The 18,965-nt window shown below is 69.1% G+C and carries 19 protein-coding genes and 1 tRNA gene; 6 read left to right on the top strand and 14 right to left on the bottom strand.

Going from position 1 to position 18,965, the window contains the following annotated elements; all coding sequences use genetic code 11:
- Positions 1-39: 39 nt before the first annotated feature.
- A complete protein-coding gene (gene lepA / locus WMK75_RS06135; RefSeq protein WP_347266783.1) occupies positions 40-1,839 on the bottom strand; it encodes a translation elongation factor 4 in 1,800 nt (599 codons plus the stop codon).
- Positions 1,840-1,892: 53 nt separating this feature from the next.
- Positions 1,893-2,798, bottom strand: coding sequence for a DMT family transporter (locus tag WMK75_RS06140; protein ID WP_347266784.1), 906 nt, complete (start codon positions 2,796-2,798; stop codon positions 1,893-1,895).
- Between the two features lie 85 nt (positions 2,799-2,883).
- On the opposite strand from WMK75_RS06140, the gene WMK75_RS06145 reads away from it, so the two are divergent.
- From WMK75_RS06145 to WMK75_RS06160, 4 genes are all read left to right on the top strand, one after another.
- Complete coding sequence (locus WMK75_RS06145) at positions 2,884-3,069, top strand: heavy-metal-associated domain-containing protein (RefSeq protein WP_347266785.1); 186 nt, start codon at positions 2,884-2,886, stop codon at positions 3,067-3,069.
- Positions 3,070-3,208: 139 nt separating this feature from the next.
- The gene (locus tag WMK75_RS06150) at positions 3,209-3,511 is read left to right on the top strand and encodes a hypothetical protein (protein ID WP_347266786.1); all 303 of its coding nucleotides are present in this window, start codon (positions 3,209-3,211) and stop codon (positions 3,509-3,511) included.
- A 7-nt stretch (positions 3,512-3,518) separates the two neighbouring features.
- Entirely contained in the window at positions 3,519-4,217 is a 699-nt protein-coding gene (locus WMK75_RS06155) for an NAD-dependent deacylase (protein ID WP_347266787.1), read from the top strand.
- Between the two features lie 63 nt (positions 4,218-4,280).
- Positions 4,281-5,423 carry an alpha-D-ribose 1-methylphosphonate 5-triphosphate diphosphatase gene (locus tag WMK75_RS06160; RefSeq protein ID WP_347266788.1) on the top strand — a complete coding sequence of 381 codons (1,143 nt, stop codon included), beginning with the start codon at positions 4,281-4,283 and terminating at the stop codon, positions 5,421-5,423.
- Positions 5,424-5,432: 9 nt separating this feature from the next.
- On the opposite strand, the gene WMK75_RS06165 is transcribed toward WMK75_RS06160, so the two are convergent.
- The 9 genes from WMK75_RS06165 to WMK75_RS06205 all read right to left on the bottom strand — a co-directional run bounded on the left by WMK75_RS06165 (position 5,433) and on the right by WMK75_RS06205 (position 14,123).
- Entirely contained in the window at positions 5,433-7,064 is a 1,632-nt protein-coding gene (locus tag WMK75_RS06165) for an alpha-D-glucose phosphate-specific phosphoglucomutase (RefSeq protein WP_347266789.1), read from the bottom strand.
- Positions 7,065-7,129: 65 nt separating this feature from the next.
- Positions 7,130-7,981 carry a carboxylating nicotinate-nucleotide diphosphorylase gene (nadC, locus tag WMK75_RS06170; RefSeq protein WP_347266790.1) on the bottom strand — a complete coding sequence of 284 codons (852 nt, stop codon included), beginning with the start codon at positions 7,979-7,981 and terminating at the stop codon, positions 7,130-7,132.
- Positions 7,978-9,543 (bottom strand): L-aspartate oxidase, encoded by a 1,566-nt coding sequence (locus WMK75_RS06175; protein WP_347266791.1) that lies wholly within the window; start codon positions 9,541-9,543, stop codon positions 7,978-7,980. Before WMK75_RS06175 ends, nadC begins: the two co-directional genes overlap by 4 nt.
- Before the next feature lie 2 nt (positions 9,544-9,545).
- Entirely contained in the window at positions 9,546-10,598 is a 1,053-nt protein-coding gene (gene nadA / locus WMK75_RS06180) for a quinolinate synthase NadA (protein ID WP_347266792.1), read from the bottom strand.
- Between the two features lie 163 nt (positions 10,599-10,761).
- Positions 10,762-11,403 (bottom strand): aminotransferase class IV family protein, encoded by a 642-nt coding sequence (locus tag WMK75_RS06185; RefSeq protein WP_347266793.1) that lies wholly within the window; start codon positions 11,401-11,403, stop codon positions 10,762-10,764.
- Entirely contained in the window at positions 11,355-12,485 is a 1,131-nt protein-coding gene (locus WMK75_RS06190) for an aminodeoxychorismate synthase component I (RefSeq protein ID WP_347266794.1), read from the bottom strand. Before WMK75_RS06190 ends, WMK75_RS06185 begins: the two co-directional genes overlap by 49 nt.
- Positions 12,486-12,557: 72 nt before the next feature.
- Positions 12,558-13,172 carry an SCO family protein gene (locus WMK75_RS06195; RefSeq protein ID WP_347266795.1) on the bottom strand — a complete coding sequence of 205 codons (615 nt, stop codon included), beginning with the start codon at positions 13,170-13,172 and terminating at the stop codon, positions 12,558-12,560.
- Positions 13,159-13,692 (bottom strand): copper chaperone PCu(A)C, encoded by a 534-nt coding sequence (locus WMK75_RS06200; protein ID WP_347266796.1) that lies wholly within the window; start codon positions 13,690-13,692, stop codon positions 13,159-13,161. Before WMK75_RS06200 ends, WMK75_RS06195 begins: the two co-directional genes overlap by 14 nt.
- A 65-nt stretch (positions 13,693-13,757) precedes the next feature.
- Positions 13,758-14,123: a hypothetical protein gene (locus tag WMK75_RS06205; protein WP_347266797.1), complete on the bottom strand. Its 366-nt coding sequence runs from the start codon at positions 14,121-14,123 to the stop codon at positions 13,758-13,760.
- A 168-nt stretch (positions 14,124-14,291) separates the two neighbouring features.
- Here WMK75_RS06205 and WMK75_RS06210 point away from each other — a divergent pair, with 168 nt between their 5' ends.
- Positions 14,292-14,972: an MOSC domain-containing protein gene (locus tag WMK75_RS06210; RefSeq protein ID WP_347266798.1), complete on the top strand. Its 681-nt coding sequence runs from the start codon at positions 14,292-14,294 to the stop codon at positions 14,970-14,972.
- Entirely contained in the window at positions 14,969-15,805 is an 837-nt protein-coding gene (gene pdxY, locus WMK75_RS06215; protein ID WP_347266799.1) for a pyridoxal kinase, read from the top strand. The genes WMK75_RS06210 and pdxY overlap by 4 nt, the downstream gene beginning before the upstream one ends.
- 154 nt (positions 15,806-15,959) lie before the next feature.
- Here pdxY and WMK75_RS06220 read toward each other — a convergent pair.
- The 3 genes from WMK75_RS06220 to lon all read right to left on the bottom strand — a co-directional run bounded on the left by WMK75_RS06220 (position 15,960) and on the right by lon (position 18,885).
- A tRNA-Val gene (locus WMK75_RS06220) sits at positions 15,960-16,034 on the bottom strand.
- A 68-nt stretch (positions 16,035-16,102) separates the two neighbouring features.
- The gene (locus tag WMK75_RS06225) at positions 16,103-16,393 is read right to left on the bottom strand and encodes a DNA-binding protein (RefSeq protein ID WP_347266800.1); all 291 of its coding nucleotides are present in this window, start codon (positions 16,391-16,393) and stop codon (positions 16,103-16,105) included.
- A gap of 71 nt (positions 16,394-16,464) precedes the next feature.
- On the bottom strand, positions 16,465-18,885 hold the full coding sequence (gene lon / locus WMK75_RS06230; protein ID WP_347266801.1) for an endopeptidase La: 2,421 nt from the start codon (positions 18,883-18,885) through the stop codon (positions 16,465-16,467).
- Between the last annotated feature and the right edge of the window lie 80 nt (positions 18,886-18,965).

An 18,965-nucleotide genomic window follows, 5' to 3' on the forward strand; every position in this document is an offset into this window, starting at 1 on the left:
AGCCGGGCTGCCCGCCGCCGGCCTGCGATGGCGGGCGGCTCAGCTGTCCATCTTCAGCGCCTGGATGAAGGCGGTCTGCGGGATCTCGACCTTGCCGAACTGGCGCATCTTCTTTTTCCCGGCCTTCTGCTTTTCCAAGAGCTTCTTTTTGCGGGTGGCGTCGCCGCCATAGCATTTCGCGGTCACATCCTTGCGCATGGCGCTCAGCGTCTCGCGCGCGATGACGCGCGAACCGATCGCCGCCTGAATCGGGATCTTGAACATGTGGCGCGGGATCAGTTCTTTCAGCTTTTCCACCATGGCGCGGCCGCGGCTTTCGGCGCGGTCGCGATGCACCATGATCGAGAGCGCATCCACCGGCTCGTCATTGACCAGGATCGACATCTTCACGAGGAAATCCTCGCGGTATTCGCTGATCTGGTAATCGAAGCTGGCGTAGCCCTTGGTCACCGATTTCAGCCGGTCGTAGAAGTCGAAGACCACCTCGGCCAGCGGCAGATCATAGACCACCATGGCGCGGTTGCCGGCATAGGTCAGGTCCATCTGGATGCCGCGGCGGTCCTGACACAGTTTCAGCACGTCGCCCAGATATTCGTCCGGGACCATGATCGTGGCCTTGATGCGCGGCTCTTCGATGTGGTCGACATAGGTCAGATCGGGCATGTCGGCGGGGTTGTGCAGGTCGCGCACCTCTCCGTCCTTCATGTGCAGCTTGAACACCACCGAAGGCGCGGTGGTGATCAGATCGAGATCATATTCACGCTCAAGCCGGTCGCGGATCACCTCGAGGTGCAAGAGCCCAAGGAAGCCACAGCGGAAACCGAAGCCCAAGGCGGCCGAGGTCTCCATCTCGTAGGAGAAACTCGCGTCGTTCAGCGCCAGCTTCTCGATGGCGTCGCGCAAGCCTTCGAAGTCATTGGCATCGACCGGGAACAAGCCGCAGAAAACCACCGGCTGCGCCGGCTTGAAGCCCGGCAGGGGCGCATCGCAGCCCTTCTTCTCATGGGTGATGGTGTCGCCGACGCGGGTGTCGCGCACCTGCTTGATGGATGCGGTCAGCACGCCGATCTCGCCCGGCCCCAGTTCCGCGATGTCCTGCATCTGCGGGCGCAGGACCGCGAGCTTGTCGATGCCGTAGACCGCATTGGTCTGCATCATGCGGATGCGGTCGCCCTTCTTGATGATCCCGTCCATGACCCGGATCATCACGACGACGCCCAGATAGGCGTCATACCACGAATCGACCAGCATCGCCTTCAAGGGCGCGTTGCGATCGCCCTTGGGCGCGGGCAGGCGGGTGACGATGGCTTCCAGCACATCGGGGATGCCAAGCCCGGATTTGGCCGAGATCAGGATGGCGTCATGGGCGTCGATGCCGATGACCTCCTCGATGTTTTCCTTCACGCGTTCGGGCTCGGCGGCGGGCAGGTCGATCTTGTTCAGCACCGGCACGATGTCATGGCCCGCGTCGATCGCCTGATAGACATTGGCCAGCGTCTGCGCCTCGACGCCCTGGCTGGCATCGACGACCAGAAGCGAGCCCTCGACCGCGCGCATGCTTCGGCTGACCTCATAGGCGAAGTCAACATGGCCGGGGGTGTCGATCAGGTTCAGCACATATTTGCGCCCGTCGCGCGCCGGATAGTCGATGCGCACGGTATTGGCCTTGATGGTGATGCCGCGCTCGCGCTCGATGTCCATGCTGTCCAGCAACTGGGACTTCATGTCGCGTTCGGCCACCGTCCCCGTCATCTGGATCAGACGGTCGGCCAGCGTGGATTTGCCGTGGTCGATATGGGCCACGATCGAGAAATTGCGGATGAGATCAAGGTCGGTCATGGCCGGGCTATACAAGGGCTTTCGCGTTGCGTGAAGGGGGTTTGGAAGGGCATTCAGCGCTGCGGCGCAAGTCCGGCCCTGACCAGGCTGCGCCGGCGCCGCACCGCCTCGCGCCACATGGTGTAGCCGCCCGAGGCGACGATCACCGCCGCCCCCGCCAGCGTCAGCGCGTCGGGGCGTTCGCCAAAGACCAGCGCCGCCAGAATCAGCGCCCCCACCAGCCGCACATAGCGATAGGGGGCGATGGCCGAGGCCTCGGCCACGCGGGTGGCGGTGACCAGCAGCGCATAGCCGCCGACGCCGACGGTCATGCAGGCCAGGAAGGTCAGCCCCTGCCGCGCATCGGGCATCACGAATTCCTGACCCAGCACCAGCCCCATCAGCGCCGAGGCGATCAGGATGGCCAGGAAGGCCGCGGCGCTGAGCTGATCCGAGGGGATCGAGGCCGGCACGCGGCGGGTGACGACATCGCGCGCCGCCAGCCCCACCACTGCCACCAGCGCCATCAAGGACACCGGCTGAAAGCCCGCAAGCCCCGGCCGGATCACCATCAGCACCCCCAGAAACCCGACGATGATGGCGCTGAAGCGCCGCCAGCCGACCGGCTCGCCCAGGAAAAGCGCCGCCCCCAGCACCACGCCCAGGGGCAGCGCCTGCATGATCGCCGCGGTCGAGGAAAGTTCCGTCAGCGCCAGCGCCACCACGATGCCGATCGAGCCCACGGCCTCGCTGGCGCAGCGAAACAGCACGATCGGCAGCAGCAGCTCGCGCGTCCAGAACCGCCCGCCCCTGAGCTTGAGCAGCAGCGAGAACACCACAAATCCCATGAACCCGACCAGCCCCAGCACCTCGGCATAGGGCAGCTCGCGCGACAAGAGCTTGATGAACATGTCCTCGAAGGCAAACAGCAGCATCGAGACGATCATCAGGATCGCGCCGCGGAAATTGTCGGTGACCATCGCCGGCCTTCTTGTCAGGGAATTGCGCAGGTTGCGTTTCGGCGCGATCATAGGCGGAACGAAATGCAAGCGAAAGGACGGGCCGATGAAATTCCGCGTCGAGGACATGAGCTGCGGCCATTGCACCGCCGCGATCGAAAAGGCGGTGGCCGAGGCCGGCGGGCGGGCCAGGACCGACCTTTCCACGCATCTGGTCGAGGTCGAGGGCCTCACGGCCGCGCAGGCCGAGCAGGTGATTCGCGACGCCGGCTATACGCCCCGGCCGGCCTGATCGCGACCGGCCACGCCGGCGCCCGCCACGATTGAGCGGCGGCGCGGTTTCTGCTAGGCTTTCGCGGTCAGGTGCCGCCCGGATGCGGGCAGAGGGTGGCAAGCCCCGCGGCGCCTTGCAGGAACCCGAGGAGACAGTGATGTTCAACCGACTGATGATCGCCACCGCCGCGGTGGTGCTGACCACGCCCTTTGCCCTGGCCGGCCCGATCGATTCCGCCTGTGCCCGCTCTGATCGCGGCGCCAGCCGCCAGCTTTGCGGCTGCATCCAGCAGGTCGCCGACCAGACGCTGTCGCGCGCCGACCAGCGCCGCGCCGCGCGATTCTTCCGCGACGCCGAGGCAGCGCAAGAGGTGCGCATGTCCGACAGCGATGCCGACAACGCCTTCTGGGACCGCTACCGCAATTTCACCGCAGCGGCCGAGACCTATTGCGCGAGATGAGGTGGCCATGCGGATCTGCGTCCTGACCGGGGCCGGGATTTCGGCCGAAAGCGGGATCCGCACCTTCCGCGCCACCGACGGGCTTTGGGAGGAGCACCGCATCGAGGATGTCGCCACCCCCGAGGGCTTTCGCCGCGACCCGGTTCTGGTGCACCGGTTCTACAACCAGCGCCGCGCCGATGCCGCCCGCGCCCAGCCCAATGCCGCGCATCGCGCCCTGGCGCGGCTGGCGCGCTGCCATGAGGTCACGCTGATCACCCAGAACGTGGACGACCTGCACGAACGCGCCGGCTCGCCCGATGTGATCCACATGCACGGCAGCCTGCTGGGGGCGCTTTGCGCCGCCTGCGGCCACCGCTGGTCGGCGACGCTGGTCATGCGCTCGCTTGATCCCTGCCCGTCCTGCGGCAAGCCCGCCACCCGCCCCGACATCGTCTGGTTCGGCGAGATCCCCTATCACATGGAGCGCATCTGGCAGGCAGTCGAGACGGCCGAGATCTTTGCCGCCATCGGCACCTCGGGCCAGGTCTATCCGGCGGCGGGGCTGGCACAGCACGCGCGGCGCCACGGCGCCGAGACCATCGAGTTCAACATCTCGTCCTCGGGCGTCAGCCGCGACTTTCGCGAGCTGCGCCTTGGCCCGGCCACCGCCACCGTGCCCGCCTGGGTCGGCGAACTGTGCAGCCAGGCCGGAACCCGGCCCTGACCCGCCCTTGACGCGCCGGCCCGGCCCTGTTCCTGTGGCGCAATTACCCATGACGAAGCCCTGATGACCTGCACCATTCTTGCCAATGCCCGCCTGATCCTGCCCGATGCCGTCACCCTGGGCGCGCTGGTGATCCGCGACGGAAACATCGCCGAGATCCTGCCCGGCGGCGAGATTCCCGCCGGGGCGCTGGACCTCGGGGGCGACTGCCTCGCGCCGGGGATGATCGAACTGCATACCGACAACCTGGAACGCCACCTGCGCCCGCGCCCGGGCGTGGACTGGCCGCACGCCGCCGCCATCCTCGCCCATGACGCGGAACTGGCGGGCTGCGGCATCACCACGGTCTTCGACGCCATGCGCGTGGGCTCGATCCCCTCGGATTCGCCGGATTCGGATTACGACAAATACGCCCGGCCGCTGGCGGACGAACTGGCGGCACTGCGCCGACGCGGGCTGCTGCGCATCAGCCATTTCCTGCACCTGAGGGCCGAGATCTGTTCCGAGACGCTGCTGGCCGAGCTGGACGAGTTCGGCCCGGGCGACCATGTCGGCATCGTCAGCCTGATGGACCATACCCCCGGCCAGCGCCAGTTCCGCGATGTCTCCAAGCTGGCGCAATATGTGCAGGGCAAATACAAGCTGTCGGATGCGGAATTCGCCGATCACGTCGCGCGGCTGAAGGCGCTGCGCGCGCGTCACGGCGACCGTCACGAGGCCGCCGCGGTCGAGATCGCGCACCGGCTGGGCGCGGTGCTGGCCAGCCATGACGACACCACGGCCGCGCAGGTGGCGGTGTCCGCCGCCCATGGCGTGCGCCTGGCCGAGTTCCCGACCACGCCCGAGGCGGCCGCCGCATGCCACGACCACGGCATCATGGTGATGATGGGGGCGCCGAACCTGATCCGCGGCGGCTCGCATTCGGGCAATGTTCCGGCGGCCGATCTGGCGCGGGCCGGGCATCTGGACATCCTCAGTTCGGATTATGTGCCGGCGGGGCTGCTGGCCGGGGTGATGATGCTGGCGCGCATCTGGGACGACCTGCCGCGCGCCATGGCCACCGCCAGCGCCGGCCCGGCGCGCGCGGCGGGGCTGGATGACCGCGGTCGCATCGCGCCCGGCCTGCGCGCCGACCTGATCCGCTTTGCGCTGGCCGGCGACCTGCCGGTGATGCGCGCGACCTGGGTGGTGGGCCGGCGCGTCTGACCGCGCGGTTCAGGTGATCACGTCGGGACGGTCGCGGCCGGTGCGGGCGCGGATCCGGGCGATTTCCTCGGCGGCAGCGATGATCCCGGCCAGCGCCTGTTGCGCATCCTCGTGCAGGCGCGCGGGGTCGGTCTCCAGCCGCTCCAGATAGAGGCGCAGCGTCGCGCCCTCGGTGCCGGTGCCCGAGAGACGCAGCACGATGCGCCCGCCGCCCTCGGTCAGGATGCGCAGCCCCTGGCTTTCGCTGCGCGAGCCGTCCACCGGATCGTCATAGGCGAACTCGTCCGCGGCCTCGATGCGCAGCCCGGCAAAGCTCTGGCCGGGCAGCGTGTCAAGCCGCGCGCGCAGGTCCGCCATCAGCGCATTTGCTGCCACCGCGTCCACCGCCTCATAGTCGTGGCGCGAATACTGGTTGCGCCCGAAACGCGCCCAGTGATCGGCCATGACCTCGGCCACCGACTGCCGGCGCGCCGCCAGCAGGTTCAGCCAGAACAGCACCGCCCAGAGCCCGTCCTTTTCGCGCACATGGCTTGATCCGGTGCCGGCGCTTTCCTCGCCGCACAGCGTGGCGCGGCCGGCGTCCAGCAGGTTGCCGAAGAATTTCCAGCCGGTCGGGGTCTCATGGCAGGGGATGCCCAGGCTCTCGGCCACCCGGTCCAGCGCGCGCGAGGTGGGCATCGAGCGTGCCACCCCCTTCAAGCCCCCGGCATGGGCTGGAATCAGCCCGGCATTGGCCGCCAGCACCGCCAGGCTGTCCGAGGGCGTGACATAGGCGCCGCGTCCGACGATCATGTTGCGGTCGCCGTCACCGTCCGAGGCGGCGCCGAAATCCGGCGCGTCGGCGGCAAACATCGCTGCCATCAGATCATGCGCCCAGATCGGGTTCGGATCCGGATGGCCGCCGCCGAAATCGGGGCTGGGCACGGCATTGACCACCGATCCGGGCGCGGCGCCCAGCTCCCCTTCCAGGATCGCCCTGGCATAGGGGCCGGTCACCGCATGCATGGCATCGAACCGGATGCGGAAGCCGCCGGCGAAGAGCCGCCGGATGGCGTCGAAATCAAAGATCCTGGCCATCAGCGCCGCGTAGTCAGCGACCGGATCGACGACCTCGACCTCCATACCGGCAAGCCGCGTGGTGCCGGGGCGCGACAGGTCCACGTCCTGCGCCTCAAGGATCAGGTATTCGCGGATGGTCCTGGTGGCGTCGAAGATGCGCCCGGTCACGGCCTCGGGGGCCGGGCCTCCGTTCGCGGTGTTGTATTTGATGCCGAAATCCGCCTCCGGGCCGCCGGGGTTGTGGCTGGCCGACAGGATGATGCCGCCATCCGCGCCGCGCGAGCGGATCAGATGCGAGGCGGCGGGCGTCGAGAGCAGCGCGCCCTGCCCGACGATCACCTTGCTTGCGCCGCTGGCCGCGGCCATGCGCAGGATCACCTGCGCGGCGCGGTCGTTGAAATAGCGCCCGTCGCCGCCCAGCACATAGGTCTTGCCCGCGGCGCCGCCGGTGCCGTTCCAGATCGCCTGCACGAAGTTTTCCAGGTAATGCGGCTGCATGAAGACCGGGGTCTTCTTGCGCAGGCCCGAGGTGCCGGGCCTTTGCCCCTCGATCGGGGTGGTCGGGACGGTTTGCACGCGCATGGATGCTCCTGACGTTCGCTTCACGCCTGATGTCGCAGGTTGCGCCGCGCCGGGCAAGGGCGGGGTCAGAAATCGAGGCCGAGGTCCAGCGTGCGCACGGAATGGGTCAGCGCCCCGGCCGAGATATAGTCCACCCCGGTCGCCGCCACCCCGGCGATGCGTTCAAGCCGCATGTTGCCCGAGGCCTCAAGCACCATGCGGCCCGCGTTCATCGCCACCGCCTGGCGCAGGGTGCCGTTTTCCATATTGTCCAGCAGCACGACATCGGCGCCGCCCTCGTCCAGCACTTCGGCCAGCTGGTCCAGCCGGTCGACCTCGATCTCGACCCGCATCATGTGCGAGGCCCGCGCCTTGACCGCCTGCAACACCGGGCGGATGCCGCCGGCGGCGGCGATGTGGTTGTCCTTGATCAGGATGGCGTCCGAGAGCGAAAAGCGGTGGTTGAAGCCGCCGCCATGCAGCACCGCCTGCTTTTCCACCAGACGCAGCCCAGGCGTGGTCTTGCGCGTGCAGGTGATGCGCGCCCGGGTTCCCGCGGTCTGGGCCACGAAAGCGGCGGTCTGCGTGGCGATGCCCGACAGCCGGCCGGCGAGGTTCAGCGCCACCCGCTCGCCCGAGAGGATCGAGGCCGCCTCGCCCTCGATCTCGGCCAGGGTGTCGCCCTTGTCAAAGCTGCCGCCGTCGCCAACCCGCACATGGAAGTCAAGGCCCGGATCCACCAGCCGGAAGGTGATCGCCGCCAGTTGCATGCCCGAGGCGATGCCCGGCTCGCGCGCGGCGATGCGGGCGCGATAGCGCGTGCCGGCGGCGATCACCGTGCGGGTGGTGATGTCGCCACAGGTTCCCAGATCCTCGAGCAGGGCGGCGCGGACCAGCGGCTCAAGGATCATCTCGGGCAGCGGCGGCATCTGGGTCATGTCATCTCCGGTTCAAGGCTGGCGCGCAGGGCCAGCGCCTCGGCCAGTGTCAGGCGCGAGCGGCGACCCTCGGGCGCGGTATCGGGAAAATCGCTGCGGCAATGCGCGCCGCGGCTTTCCTGGCGCAGCAGCGCCGCGGCGGCGATCAGCGTCGCGGTGGCGGTCATGTTCAGCAGTGCCGGGCAATCGGGCTGCGCGGCTTCGACCGCGGCGATCTCGCGCAGGCAGCGCGCGAGGCCCGTCGCGTCGCGCACCACCCCCGCGCCGGCAGTCATCGCCCGGCGCAGGCGGGCGACCAGCGCCGGATCGGGTCCGGCGGCGGCGGGCAGCGGCGGCAGTTCGAGCAGGGCCGCATCGGGCAGCGCGCCCAGTTCCGAGCCGATCGACCGTGCCGCGCGGCGGGCAAAGACCAGCGCCTCGAGCAGCCCGTTCGAGGCCAGGCGGTTCGCGCCATGCAGCCCGGTCGAGGACGCCTCGCCGCAGACCCACAGCCCCGGCAGGCTGGCGCGGCCATCGGCATCCACGGCGACGCCGCCCATGTGGTAATGCGCCGCCGCCGCCACCGGGATCGGCTGGCGCACCGGGTCGATGCCGGCCCGCAGGCAGGCCCCGGCCACGGCGGGGAATTCCTCGATGATGCGCGCGCCAAGGCAGGCACGGGTGTCCAGCACCGGCCGCAGCCCGGCCTGGGTCTGGGCATGGATGGCGCGGGCCACGACATCGCGCGGCGCCAGTTCCGCATCCGGATGCAGCGCCGGCATGAAGCGCTCGCCCAGCCGGTTCAGCAACTGCGCGCCTTCGCCGCGCAGCGCCTCGGTCGCCAGGGGCGCCGGATCCTCGCCGCAGTCGATGGCGGTGGGGTGGAACTGCACGAATTCCGCATCGGCGATCGCCGCACCGGCGCGCGCCGCCATGCCGATCACCTGGCCGCGGATGCGCGGCGGGTTGGTGGTCAGCGCGTAAAGCCCGGCCGAGCCGCCGCCGGCCAGCAGCACCGCCGGCGCAAGGATCCTGACCGGCGCCGAGCCCTGCGGCCCGGACAGCCGCAGCTCGACCCCCGCGACGCGGCCGGCCCCGGGCACGAGGCCGGTGGCCATCACCCCCTCGAGCACCTGCACCGAGGGCGTGGCGCGCACGCTGGCGACCAGCGCGCGCATGATCTCGGCACCGGCCTGGTCGCCCCGCACCCGCACCACCCGGGCAAAGCCATGCGCCGCCTCGCGCGACAGCACATAGCTGCCGTCGGCCCTGCGGTCGAAAGGGGTGCCCAGCCCCGCCAGGTCAAGGACATGCGCGCGCGCCTCTTCGGTGACGATGCGGGCGATGGCGGCATCGACCGTGCCGGCGCCGGCCTTCAGCGTGTCGCCGGCATGCGCGGCGGGCGAATCCGCCGGGTCCATGGCGGCGGCCACGCCCCCCTGCGCCCAGGCCGAACTGGCCCCCTGCCCCAGCTCCTCGGGCGAGATCACCAGCACCGGCCGCGGCGCCAGATGCAGCGCGGCATAAAGCGCGCCCAGCCCGGCGCCGACGATGACGACGCGCGCGGTCGCGATCTCGTGCATGCTCACGCCGCCAGACGGCGCGACAGGTCGATCATGCGCTGCACGGCGCGGCGCGCGGGCTCGGCCACGGCCGGGTCCACCTCGACCGCGCCGGTCATGGAATGCAGCGACCACAGCACCTTTTCCAGGGTGATCTTCTGCATGTAGGGGCACATGTTGCAGGGGCCGAGGAATTCGACCTCCGGATTGGCGTCCGAGATGTTCGCGGCCATCGAGCATTCGGTGACCAGCATCACCTGTCTGGGGTGCTCTTTCTCGACCCAGCCCTGGATGTTCGCGGTCGAGCCGGCATAATCGGCCTCGGCCACCACCTCGGGCGGGCATTCGGGATGGGCGATGATGCGGATGCCGGGGTTCCATTCGCGGAAATCGCGCAGGTCCTGGGCGCTAAAGCGTTCATGCACGACGCAGGCGCCATCCCACCAGACGATGCGTTTGTGCGGCACCTGCTTGGCCACGTTCTGCGCCAGCCATTTGTCGGGCGTCATGATGACCGTGTCGCCCTCCATCGCGGCGACGATCTGCGCGGCATTGGCCGAGGTGCAGCAGATGTCGGATGCGGCCTTCACCTCGGCGGTGGTGTTGACATAGCTCACCACCGGCGCGCCGGGAAAGCGGGCGCGCATCTGGGCCACGCCCTCGGCGGTGATGCTTTCGGCCAGCGAACAGCCCGCCTCCATGTCCGGCATCAACACGGTCTTGGCGGGGTTCAGGATCTTCGAGGTCTCGGCCATGAAATGCACGCCGCATTGCACGATCACATCGGCCTCGACCTCGGTCGCCTTGATCGCCAGATGCAGGCTGTCGCCGACCACGTCGGAAATGCCGTGATAGATCTGCGGCGTCATGTAGTTATGTGCCAGCACCACGGCATTGCGTTCGCGTTTCAGCCGGTTGATCGCCGCGACATAGGGGGCGTGGATCGCCCAGTCCGGCCAGGGCATGACCCGACCCATGCGCGCGTGGATGTCGGCCATGCTCTCGGCCAGGTCCAGCGAGGGCGCAAGGTCGTAATGCGCGGCCAGTTCGCCGCGGATCTCCGTCAGATCGAGCATCTTTCCCCCCAGATCTGCCTGTCGTCAGCCGGCACCGGCCCCGTGAACCCCGGCCCGTAGACCCCGGGCCCGTGAGTCCGGGCCCGTGAGTCCGGGCCCGTGAGTCCGGCTTCCTAACGGATGCATGACGCAGGGGCAAACGTTAATGCGGCCCTGCAGCGATTCACCGCGGGGCGGCCCAGATCGCGGGGATCAGCCCGCGCAGCGCATTGCCGACCCAAAGCCGCACATGCGGCAGGTCCGCCGCCGCAAGCACCTCCTCACGGCAGCGCCCCTGGGCCAGAAGTTCGGCGCGCAGCACCCCCGCCAGCAGGCCCGAGGCGATGGGCGGCGTCCGCATCCCCTGCCCGCGGTCGTAAAACAGCGTGGCGATCGTGCCGTCGCAGACCTCGTTGCGTTCATTCAGGAAGATCGCCTCGTCGATGCCCGGCGGCAGCGCGGCGCGCGCCGCATCATATGGCGCCCGCCGCGTGGTCTTCAGCCGCAGCCAGGGATCAGTCGAGGCAAGCCGCGCCCCGGCCAGCGCCAGCCGCCAGGGGGCATGCGAGGGCGGCAGGGCGGCGCGCGTCACCTCGATCCGGCCCGCGCGGTCCAGCGTCAGGCGCAGACGGGCCGGCTGGTCCGCCGCGCCGCTGAGCGCAGCGCCCGCGGCGGCCGGATCGCAGGGCCAGCCCAGTTGCGCGGCACTGTCGCGCAGCCGCGCCAGATGCAGGCTCAGGCGCGGGCAGCAGGCGCCGTCCCACAGCGCGGTTTCGATCAGCCGCAGTCCGGGCTGGTCAGATCCTGCACGAAACGGGCTTTCCACAGCGCCTCCTCCCATTCGCCTTCGGGGGTCGAATCCTGCACCACGCCGCCGCCGACGTTCAGCAGCACCTCGCCGTCGGGCCAGAGTGTCAGGGTGCGGATGGCGACGGAAAAACAGCCCGCGCCATCCGGCCCCATCCAGCCGATGGCGCCGCAATAGGCGCCGCGCGGATGCGGCTCGACCTCGCGGATGATCTGCATGGCGCGGATCTTGGGCGCGCCGGTGATCGAGCCGCAGGGAAACAGCGCCTGCATCAACGCAGCCAGATCGGCGGGCGCGGCCAGCTGCCCGACCACGCGCGAGCTCATCTGATGCACCGTGGCCAGGGTTTCCACCGCGAAAAGTTCAGGCACCCGGACCGAGCCGAGGCGGGCGATGCGGGCGATGTCGTTGCGCAGCAGGTCCACGATCATCAGGTTCTCGGCGCGGTTCTTCTCGGATGCGGCCAGCGCCGCCGCCAGCGCCGCGTCGCGGCCGGGGTCGGGGTCGCGCGGCGCCGTGCCCTTCATCGGCCGCGCCTCGATGCCGCCCCGGGCATCCAGCCGCACGAACAGCTCTGGCGAGCGCGAGATGATCACCGGCCCCGCGCCCGGATCGACATGGGCGCCAAAGCCGACCGGCTGGCGCCGCGCCAGCGCCGCATGCAGCGCAAGCGGCGTCCCTGCGACCAGCCGCGCGCCCAGCGGAAAGGTCAGGTTGATCTGATAGCAGTCGCCCGCGGCGATATAGGCCCGGGTGCGGGCAAAGGCCGCCTCGTATTCCGCGCGCGAGATCAGCGGCCGCAGCGGCGACAGCCTTGCATCCGCCATGGGCCAGCCCGGCGCCGGCCCCGGTGCGTCAAAGACGCCGAAGGCCAAGAGCGGCAGCCGCCGGCCCTGCGGCATCAACCCCGCCAGCGCCGGCTCAAGCGCATAGCCCGCCTCATAGGACAGATAGCCCGCGATCCAGGCCCCCGCGCGCCTCCGCGCCTCGAGCGTGGCCAGCGCAGGCAGGACATCGCCGGGCCGGTCGATGACCAGCAACTCGCGCGGGTTGGCAAACTGCACCGGCCGCCCGCCGGGGCCGAATTCGCAAAGAATCACGCGCGCCTCCTTCTTTGCCCCGCGCGCCTGGCACCGGGGCCGGCGGCAGGGCAACGCCCGTCGCCGCAGGCCTCAGGCATCCAGCAGCTTGCGCAGGCTGGCCATGGCGCGCTCGGGTGCCTCCTGATAGCCGATCACCCCGGCGAAAGCGCCGTCGGCGCCGAACAGCAGCAGGCTTGAGGAATGGTCCATGCTGTAGCCGCCGCCCTCTTGCGGCGCCTTGCGCGCATAGATGCGAAAGGCCTTCAGCGCCTTGGCGATCTCCTCGGGCGTGCCCGAGACGCCGGTCACGCCCGGCACCCAGGACACGTATTCCCGCAGCTTCTCGACCGAATCGCGTTCGGGGTCCACGGTGACGAAGAACACCCGCAGATCCTTGCCCGCGGGGCCAAGCTCCTGCTGCCAGGCGGCGATGTCGCCCAGCGTGGTCGGGCAGACATCCGGGCAATTGGTAAAGCCGAAAAACACCGCTGAGGGCTGGCCCTGCAGCGTCGCCTGGGTGAATTCGCTGCCGTCGGTGGCCTCAAGCCGGTAGTCGCCGCGGCCAAGGCTGGCGGTGCCGGGATTGGCCAGAGAGCCGGGGCGCGGCGGGGCGAATTGCAGCCAGGCGAATCCCGCCAGCGCCAGCACCACCAGCGCCCAAAGCGCGTAGCGCAGTTTCCTCAGTCCGGTATCAGTGCCCGTCATGCGCGCCTCCCTTGCCTGCTGCCCTGGCGTTGCGCGGCCCGACGGCCAGCGGCAGAGTGACCTCGCCCGCATGTTCGAAACGCAGCGTGACCGCGACCGTCTCGCCCTCGGCCAGCGGCCGTTTCAGCTCCATGAACATCAGATGAATGCCGCCGGGGGCAAGTTCAACCGTGCCGCCGGCGGGAATTTCCAGGCCGTCGGCCAGCTGGCGCATCTGCATGACCTCGCCCTGCATGGCCATCTCGTGGATCTCGGTGCGCCCGGCGATGTCGGACGTGGCCGAGACCAGCCGGTCGGCCGCCCCGGCATTGCTGATGGTCAGAAAGCCGCCGGCCACCGGCGCCGCCGGTGGCGTGGCGCGGCTGAAGCCGCCGGCCAGCGTCAGATCGCCCAGAACCACGCTGCCCGCGGCCGCCGGCGCATGGCCGGCATGATCGGGGCTGGTCGCCGCAGTCTGGGAAAATGCCGGTCCTGCGGCAAGGGCGGCGGCCAGAAGCGCCGGAACAAGAAGAATTCGCATGACATGTCCTGTCTGATGAGCATGGTTTCCGCCCGGGCCTGTCCCGGCGGGCAACTGGTTCTGCGTCAGACAGGGCGCGGCGGGCCCCGTGCCACCGGCGGCAGCGGCCGGGCGCGCGGCTGCGGCACTGCGGGCGCCGGCGCAAGCCAGGCGCGCGACAGGCCAGCCAGGGCCTGGGGCGGATCCAGCGTCGCCCCCGGCGCCAGCGCACGGCCATGCGGTGCCCAGTCGCAGGCGTGATCGACAGGCGCGGTCGGCGTGTCGGCGACCAGGCTGCCATCGGCGGTCAGCCGCATCTGCATCGGCCCCGCGCCGCTGCACAGCACCACCGTCACCCGCCCCAGCGCATCGCGCACCAGCATGGTGCCGGGCAGGATCAGCGACATCAGCACGAAGGGCAGGACCGCAAGCCACAGCGCGATCCGGCGCATGGGCATGTCCCGCGCCAGACCTGCCTGCGAATGCCGGGTCCCGTGCTGCATATGCGCAGCAGTCGCAGAAATCCCGCGGCGGGGAAAGGGGGCAAATCGCCCGCCTCGGCCATTGAGCCTGCCGCGCCTTCGGCTAAGCTGGCAGCAGTCCGACATCCCGGAGACGCCATGCCAAGCATCATTCTGCTGACCGGCCGCGCCGCGCCCCTGCCCGACAGCAACGAGTTGAGCGGCATCGACAAGCACCCGGTGGACCGGCCGCTGGCGCTTGGCGCCGAAGGGTTCGAGGGTGACGAACAGGCCGACCGCCGCGTGCATGGCGGGCCGGAAAAGGCCGTGCATCACTATGCGCGCGAGCATTACCCGTATTGGCAGGCGGAACTGGGGCCACTGCCGGTGCTTGAGGCCCCCGGTGCCTTCGGCGAGAACATCTCGACCCATGGGATGACCGAGGCCGATGTCGCAGTGGGCGACATCTTTCGCCTCGGCACGGCGCTGCTGCAGGTCAGCCAGGGCCGCCAGCCCTGCTGGAAACTGTCGCGCCGCTTCGGCACCGATCGCATGGCCCGGCGCGTGCAGGACAGCGGCCGCACCGGCTGGTATTACCGCGTACTGAAACCCGGCATCGTCGCACCCGGCGACAGGCTGGAACTGCGCGACCGCATGGCGCCGGACTGGACGCTGCACCGGTTGTGGCACGCGCTGTATATCGACCGCATGAACCTGGCCGAGTTGCAGGGCATCGCCGCGCTTGACGTGCTGGCCGAGGGCTGGCGCCGCCACGCGCTGCGCCGCCTTGACAGCGGCCGGGTCGAGGACTGGAGCCGACGGCTTGAGGGCGGGCAATGACGCCGCCGCTGGTGATCTCGGTGCAAAGCCAGGTGGCCATGGGCCATGTCGGCAATTCCGCCGCGGTGTTTGCGCTGCTGGCCGCCGGGCTTGAGGTGGTGGCGGTGCCGACGGTGATCTTTTCCAACACCCCCGATTACCCGACCCTGCGCGGCCGGCCGCTGCCCGAGGATTTCTTTGCCGATCTGCTGCGGGGCCTGTGGGAACGCGGCCTGCCCGAGCGCGCGGATTTCCTGCTCTCGGGCTATATCGGTTCTGTCGAGGTGGCGCATCTGCTGGCCGATTTCGTCGCCCGCGCCAAGGCGGCGAACCCGCGCCTGCGCTATTACTGCGATCCGGTCATGGGAGATCAGCAGCCCGGGCTTTATGTGCCGCAGGAGATTGCCGGCATCTTTCGCGACCGGCTGCTGCCCATGGCCGACATCGCCTCGCCCAACCCGTTCGAGGTGGCCTGGCTGACCGGAGAGCCGGTCGCCGCGCTGGCCGATCTGCCGCGCGTGGCGCGGGCGCTGCACCTGGCGCCGGGGGCGCGGCTGATCGTCACCGGCTGCGCCCTGCGCGAGACCCCTGCCGACATGCTGGAAAGCATCATCCTCGGTCCCGAGGGGCTGTCGCGCCACCCGACGCCGCGCCTGCCCTGCGCGCTGGCCGGCACCGGCGATCTGTTTGCCGGGCTGACCACCGCGGCGATGGCCTGTGGGCGGACCCTGCCGCAGGCGGTCGAATTCGCGCAAGCTCAGACCGCGCGGGCGCTGGCGCGCGGCGCGGCGCTTGGCAAGCTCGAGGTCTCGCTCTCGGACCCCACGTTCCGCGCTGCGCTCCTGACGCTCTGACCCGGCCGCTGCGAAGGGCAAGCTGCGACCGGACCTGTTGCGGGGCGCGCCGCGCCCCGGGCTGTCCTGGCCGGGCTGCGGACGGCAGAACCGGCTTGCGGGGGTGCGAAACTGCAAAGCCCCCGGAAATTCCGAGGGCTTTTCAATAGAATGATGGTGGGCGATAACGGATTTGAACCGCTGACATCTTCGATGTGAACGAAGCGCTCTACCGCTGAGCTAATCGCCCGGTGCGGGCTAGATAGCCGCAGTCGCCGGGGGCCGCAAGAGGGCAGATGAAAAAACCCCGAGGGGCTTTCAGGCTTTCGCCAGGCGCCGCCGCAGCCGCAGCGTGATGACCTCGCCGCCGCCGCCATCGTCCTGGCGGTTGATCCTCGCCCGGCCCAGCGGCGGCAGCGCCAGCGTCATGCCGGCGGCGATGGCCTCGCCCAACTCGGCAAGCGTCGCCTCGACGACGATGCGGATCTCGGCGCTGCGCATGCCGGTGCGATGCGCCACATTGGTCAGCAGCTCGCGCTTTTGCAGAATTTTCGCGGTTTCGGGATCGCGGTGCATCCCCGCCTTTGCCGTTGCCTCGGTCCTTGACATGATCGACCTCCCTTCTGTCGGAGCGATGGCCAAGAAAAAACCGCGCGGGACGGCCCCGCGCGGTTTCTGTGTCAATGCGCGATGGCCGCGCCGCCGCTGCCCGGGTCCGAGCGCGCGGCGACCCGGCTGGATTCCGCAGCCTCCTCCTCGGCGGCCTCGTCCCATTCGACGGGCACCGGCTTGCGCACCAGGGCCTGCGCCAGAACCTCGCGCACATGGCTGACCGGGATGATCCGGAGCCCCTCCTTCACATTGGCGGGGATCTCGGCCAGGTCCTTTTCGTTCTCGGCCGGGATCAGCACGGTCTTGATGCCACCGCGCAGCGCCGCCAGCAGCTTTTCCTTGAGCCCGCCGATGGCCAGCACATTGCCGCGCAGCGTGACCTCGCCGGTCATCGCCACGTCCTTGCGCACCGGGATCTGGGTCAGGACCGAAACGATCGAGGTCACCATCGCCACCCCGGCCGAAGGCCCGTCCTTGGGGGTTGCGCCTTCGGGCACATGCACATGGATGTCCACGGTCTCGAACTTGGGCGGCTTCACCCCGATCTCGGGGCTGATCGAGCGGACAAAGGACGAGGCGGCATCGATCGATTCCTTCATCACCTCGCCCAGTTTCCCGGTCGTCTTCATCCGGCCCTTGCCCGGCAGTTTCAGCGCCTCGATCTGCAGCAGATCGCCGCCGACCTGCGTCCAGGCCAGGCCGGTCACCACACCCACCTGGTCGTCCTGTTCGGCCAGCCCGTAGCGGTGGCGGCGCACCCCCAGATACTCCTCGGCCTTGGCCGGGGTCACGTCGACGGACTTTGCCTTGCCCTTCAGGATGTCGGTCACCGCCTTGCGTGCCAGCTTCGCGATCTCGCGTTCAAGCGAGCGCACCCCGGCCTCGCGGGTGTAATAGCGGATGACATGCGTCAGCGCCGCGTCCGACACCGAGAATTCGCCCTTGCGCAGCCCGTTCGCCGCGATCTGCTTGGGCAGCAGGTGCTGGCGGGCGATCTCGCGCTTTTCGTCCTCGGTATAGCCGGCAAGCGTGATGATCTCCATGCGGTCGAGCAACGGCCCGGGCATGTTGTAGCTGTTGGCCGTGGTCACGAACATCACGTTCGACAGATCGTATTCCACCTCGAGATAGTGGTCCACGAAGGTCGAGTTCTGTTCCGGGTCCAGCACCTCCAGCATCGCGCTGGCCGGATCGCCGCGGAAGTCCTGCCCCATCTTGTCGATCTCATCCAGCAGGATCAGCGGGTTGGTGGTCTTGGCCTTTTTCAGCGCCTGGATGATCTTGCCGGGCATCGAGCCGATATAGGTGCGCCGGTGGCCGCGGATCTCGGATTCGTCGCGCACGCCGCCAAGGCTGATGCGGATGAATTCGCGCCCCGTGGCCCGGGCGACCGAACGCCCCAGCGAGGTCTTGCCGACACCGGGCGGGCCGACGAGGCACAGGATCGGCCCCTTCAGCTTGGCCGAGCGGTTCTGCACCGCCAGATATTCGACGATGCGTTCCTTGACCTTTTCCAGCCCGTAATGGTCGGCGTCCAGCACCGTTTCCGCCTTGCCCAGATCCTTGCGGATGCGCGACTTCACGCCCCAGGGCAGCGACAGCAGCCAATCCAGATAGTTGCGGCTGACCGTGGCCTCGGCCGACATCGGCGACATCGAGCGCAGCTTCTTCAGCTCGGCCTCGGCCTTTTCGCGCGCCTCCTTGCTGAACCTGGTACCGGCGATGCGCTGTTCCAGTTCGGCGATCTCGTTCGAGCCGTCCTCGCCGTCACCCAACTCCTTCTGGATGGCCTTCATCTGCTCGTTCAGGTAGTATTCGCGCTGCGTCTTTTCCATCTGGGTCTTGACGCGCGACTTGATCTTCTTCTCGACCTGCAGCACGGACATCTCGCCCTGCATCAGGCCGTAGACCTTCTCCAGCCGCTCGGCGGTGACGAGGGTTTCAAGCAGTTCCTGCTTCTTGTCCAGGGCAATGCCCAGATGGCCGCTGACCAGATCGGCCAGGCGCGCCGGGTCGCGCGCCTCGGCCACGGCCGAGACCACCTCTTCGGGGATGTTCTTGCGCACCTTCACGTAACGCTCGAACTCTTCGGCGACGGCGCGGGTCAGCGCGGTCAGGGTTTCCTTGTCGCCCGGCTCTTCGGCAAGCGGCTCGCAGCCGGCCTCGAAAAAGGCATCATTCGACACGAAACAGGTGATGCGCACCCGCTCGCGCCCCTCGACCAGAACCTTCACGGTGCCATCGGGCAGCTTCAGCAGTTGCAGCACATTGGCCAGTACGCCGGTGCGGTAGATGCCCTCGGCCTCGGGCTCGTCGACGGCGGCATCCTTTTGCGCCGCCAGCAGGATCGGCCGGTCCTGTTCCATCACCGCCTCGAGGGCCCGCACCGATTTCTCGCGCCCGACGAACAGCGGCACGATCATGTGCGGAAACACCACGATGTCGCGCAGCGGCAGGACCGGATGGATGTCTTGGGCGATTTCGTTCATGGAGACAGTCCTTTCTCGCCAGAAGGCGCGCCCCCGGACAGGCAGGCGGGCCTACTGCTGGAGCACAAAATAAGAAGCCG

Source organism: Paracoccus sp. (in: a-proteobacteria) (genome assembly GCF_039808215.1).
Taxonomy (GTDB): Bacteria; Pseudomonadota; Alphaproteobacteria; order Rhodobacterales; family Rhodobacteraceae; genus Paracoccus.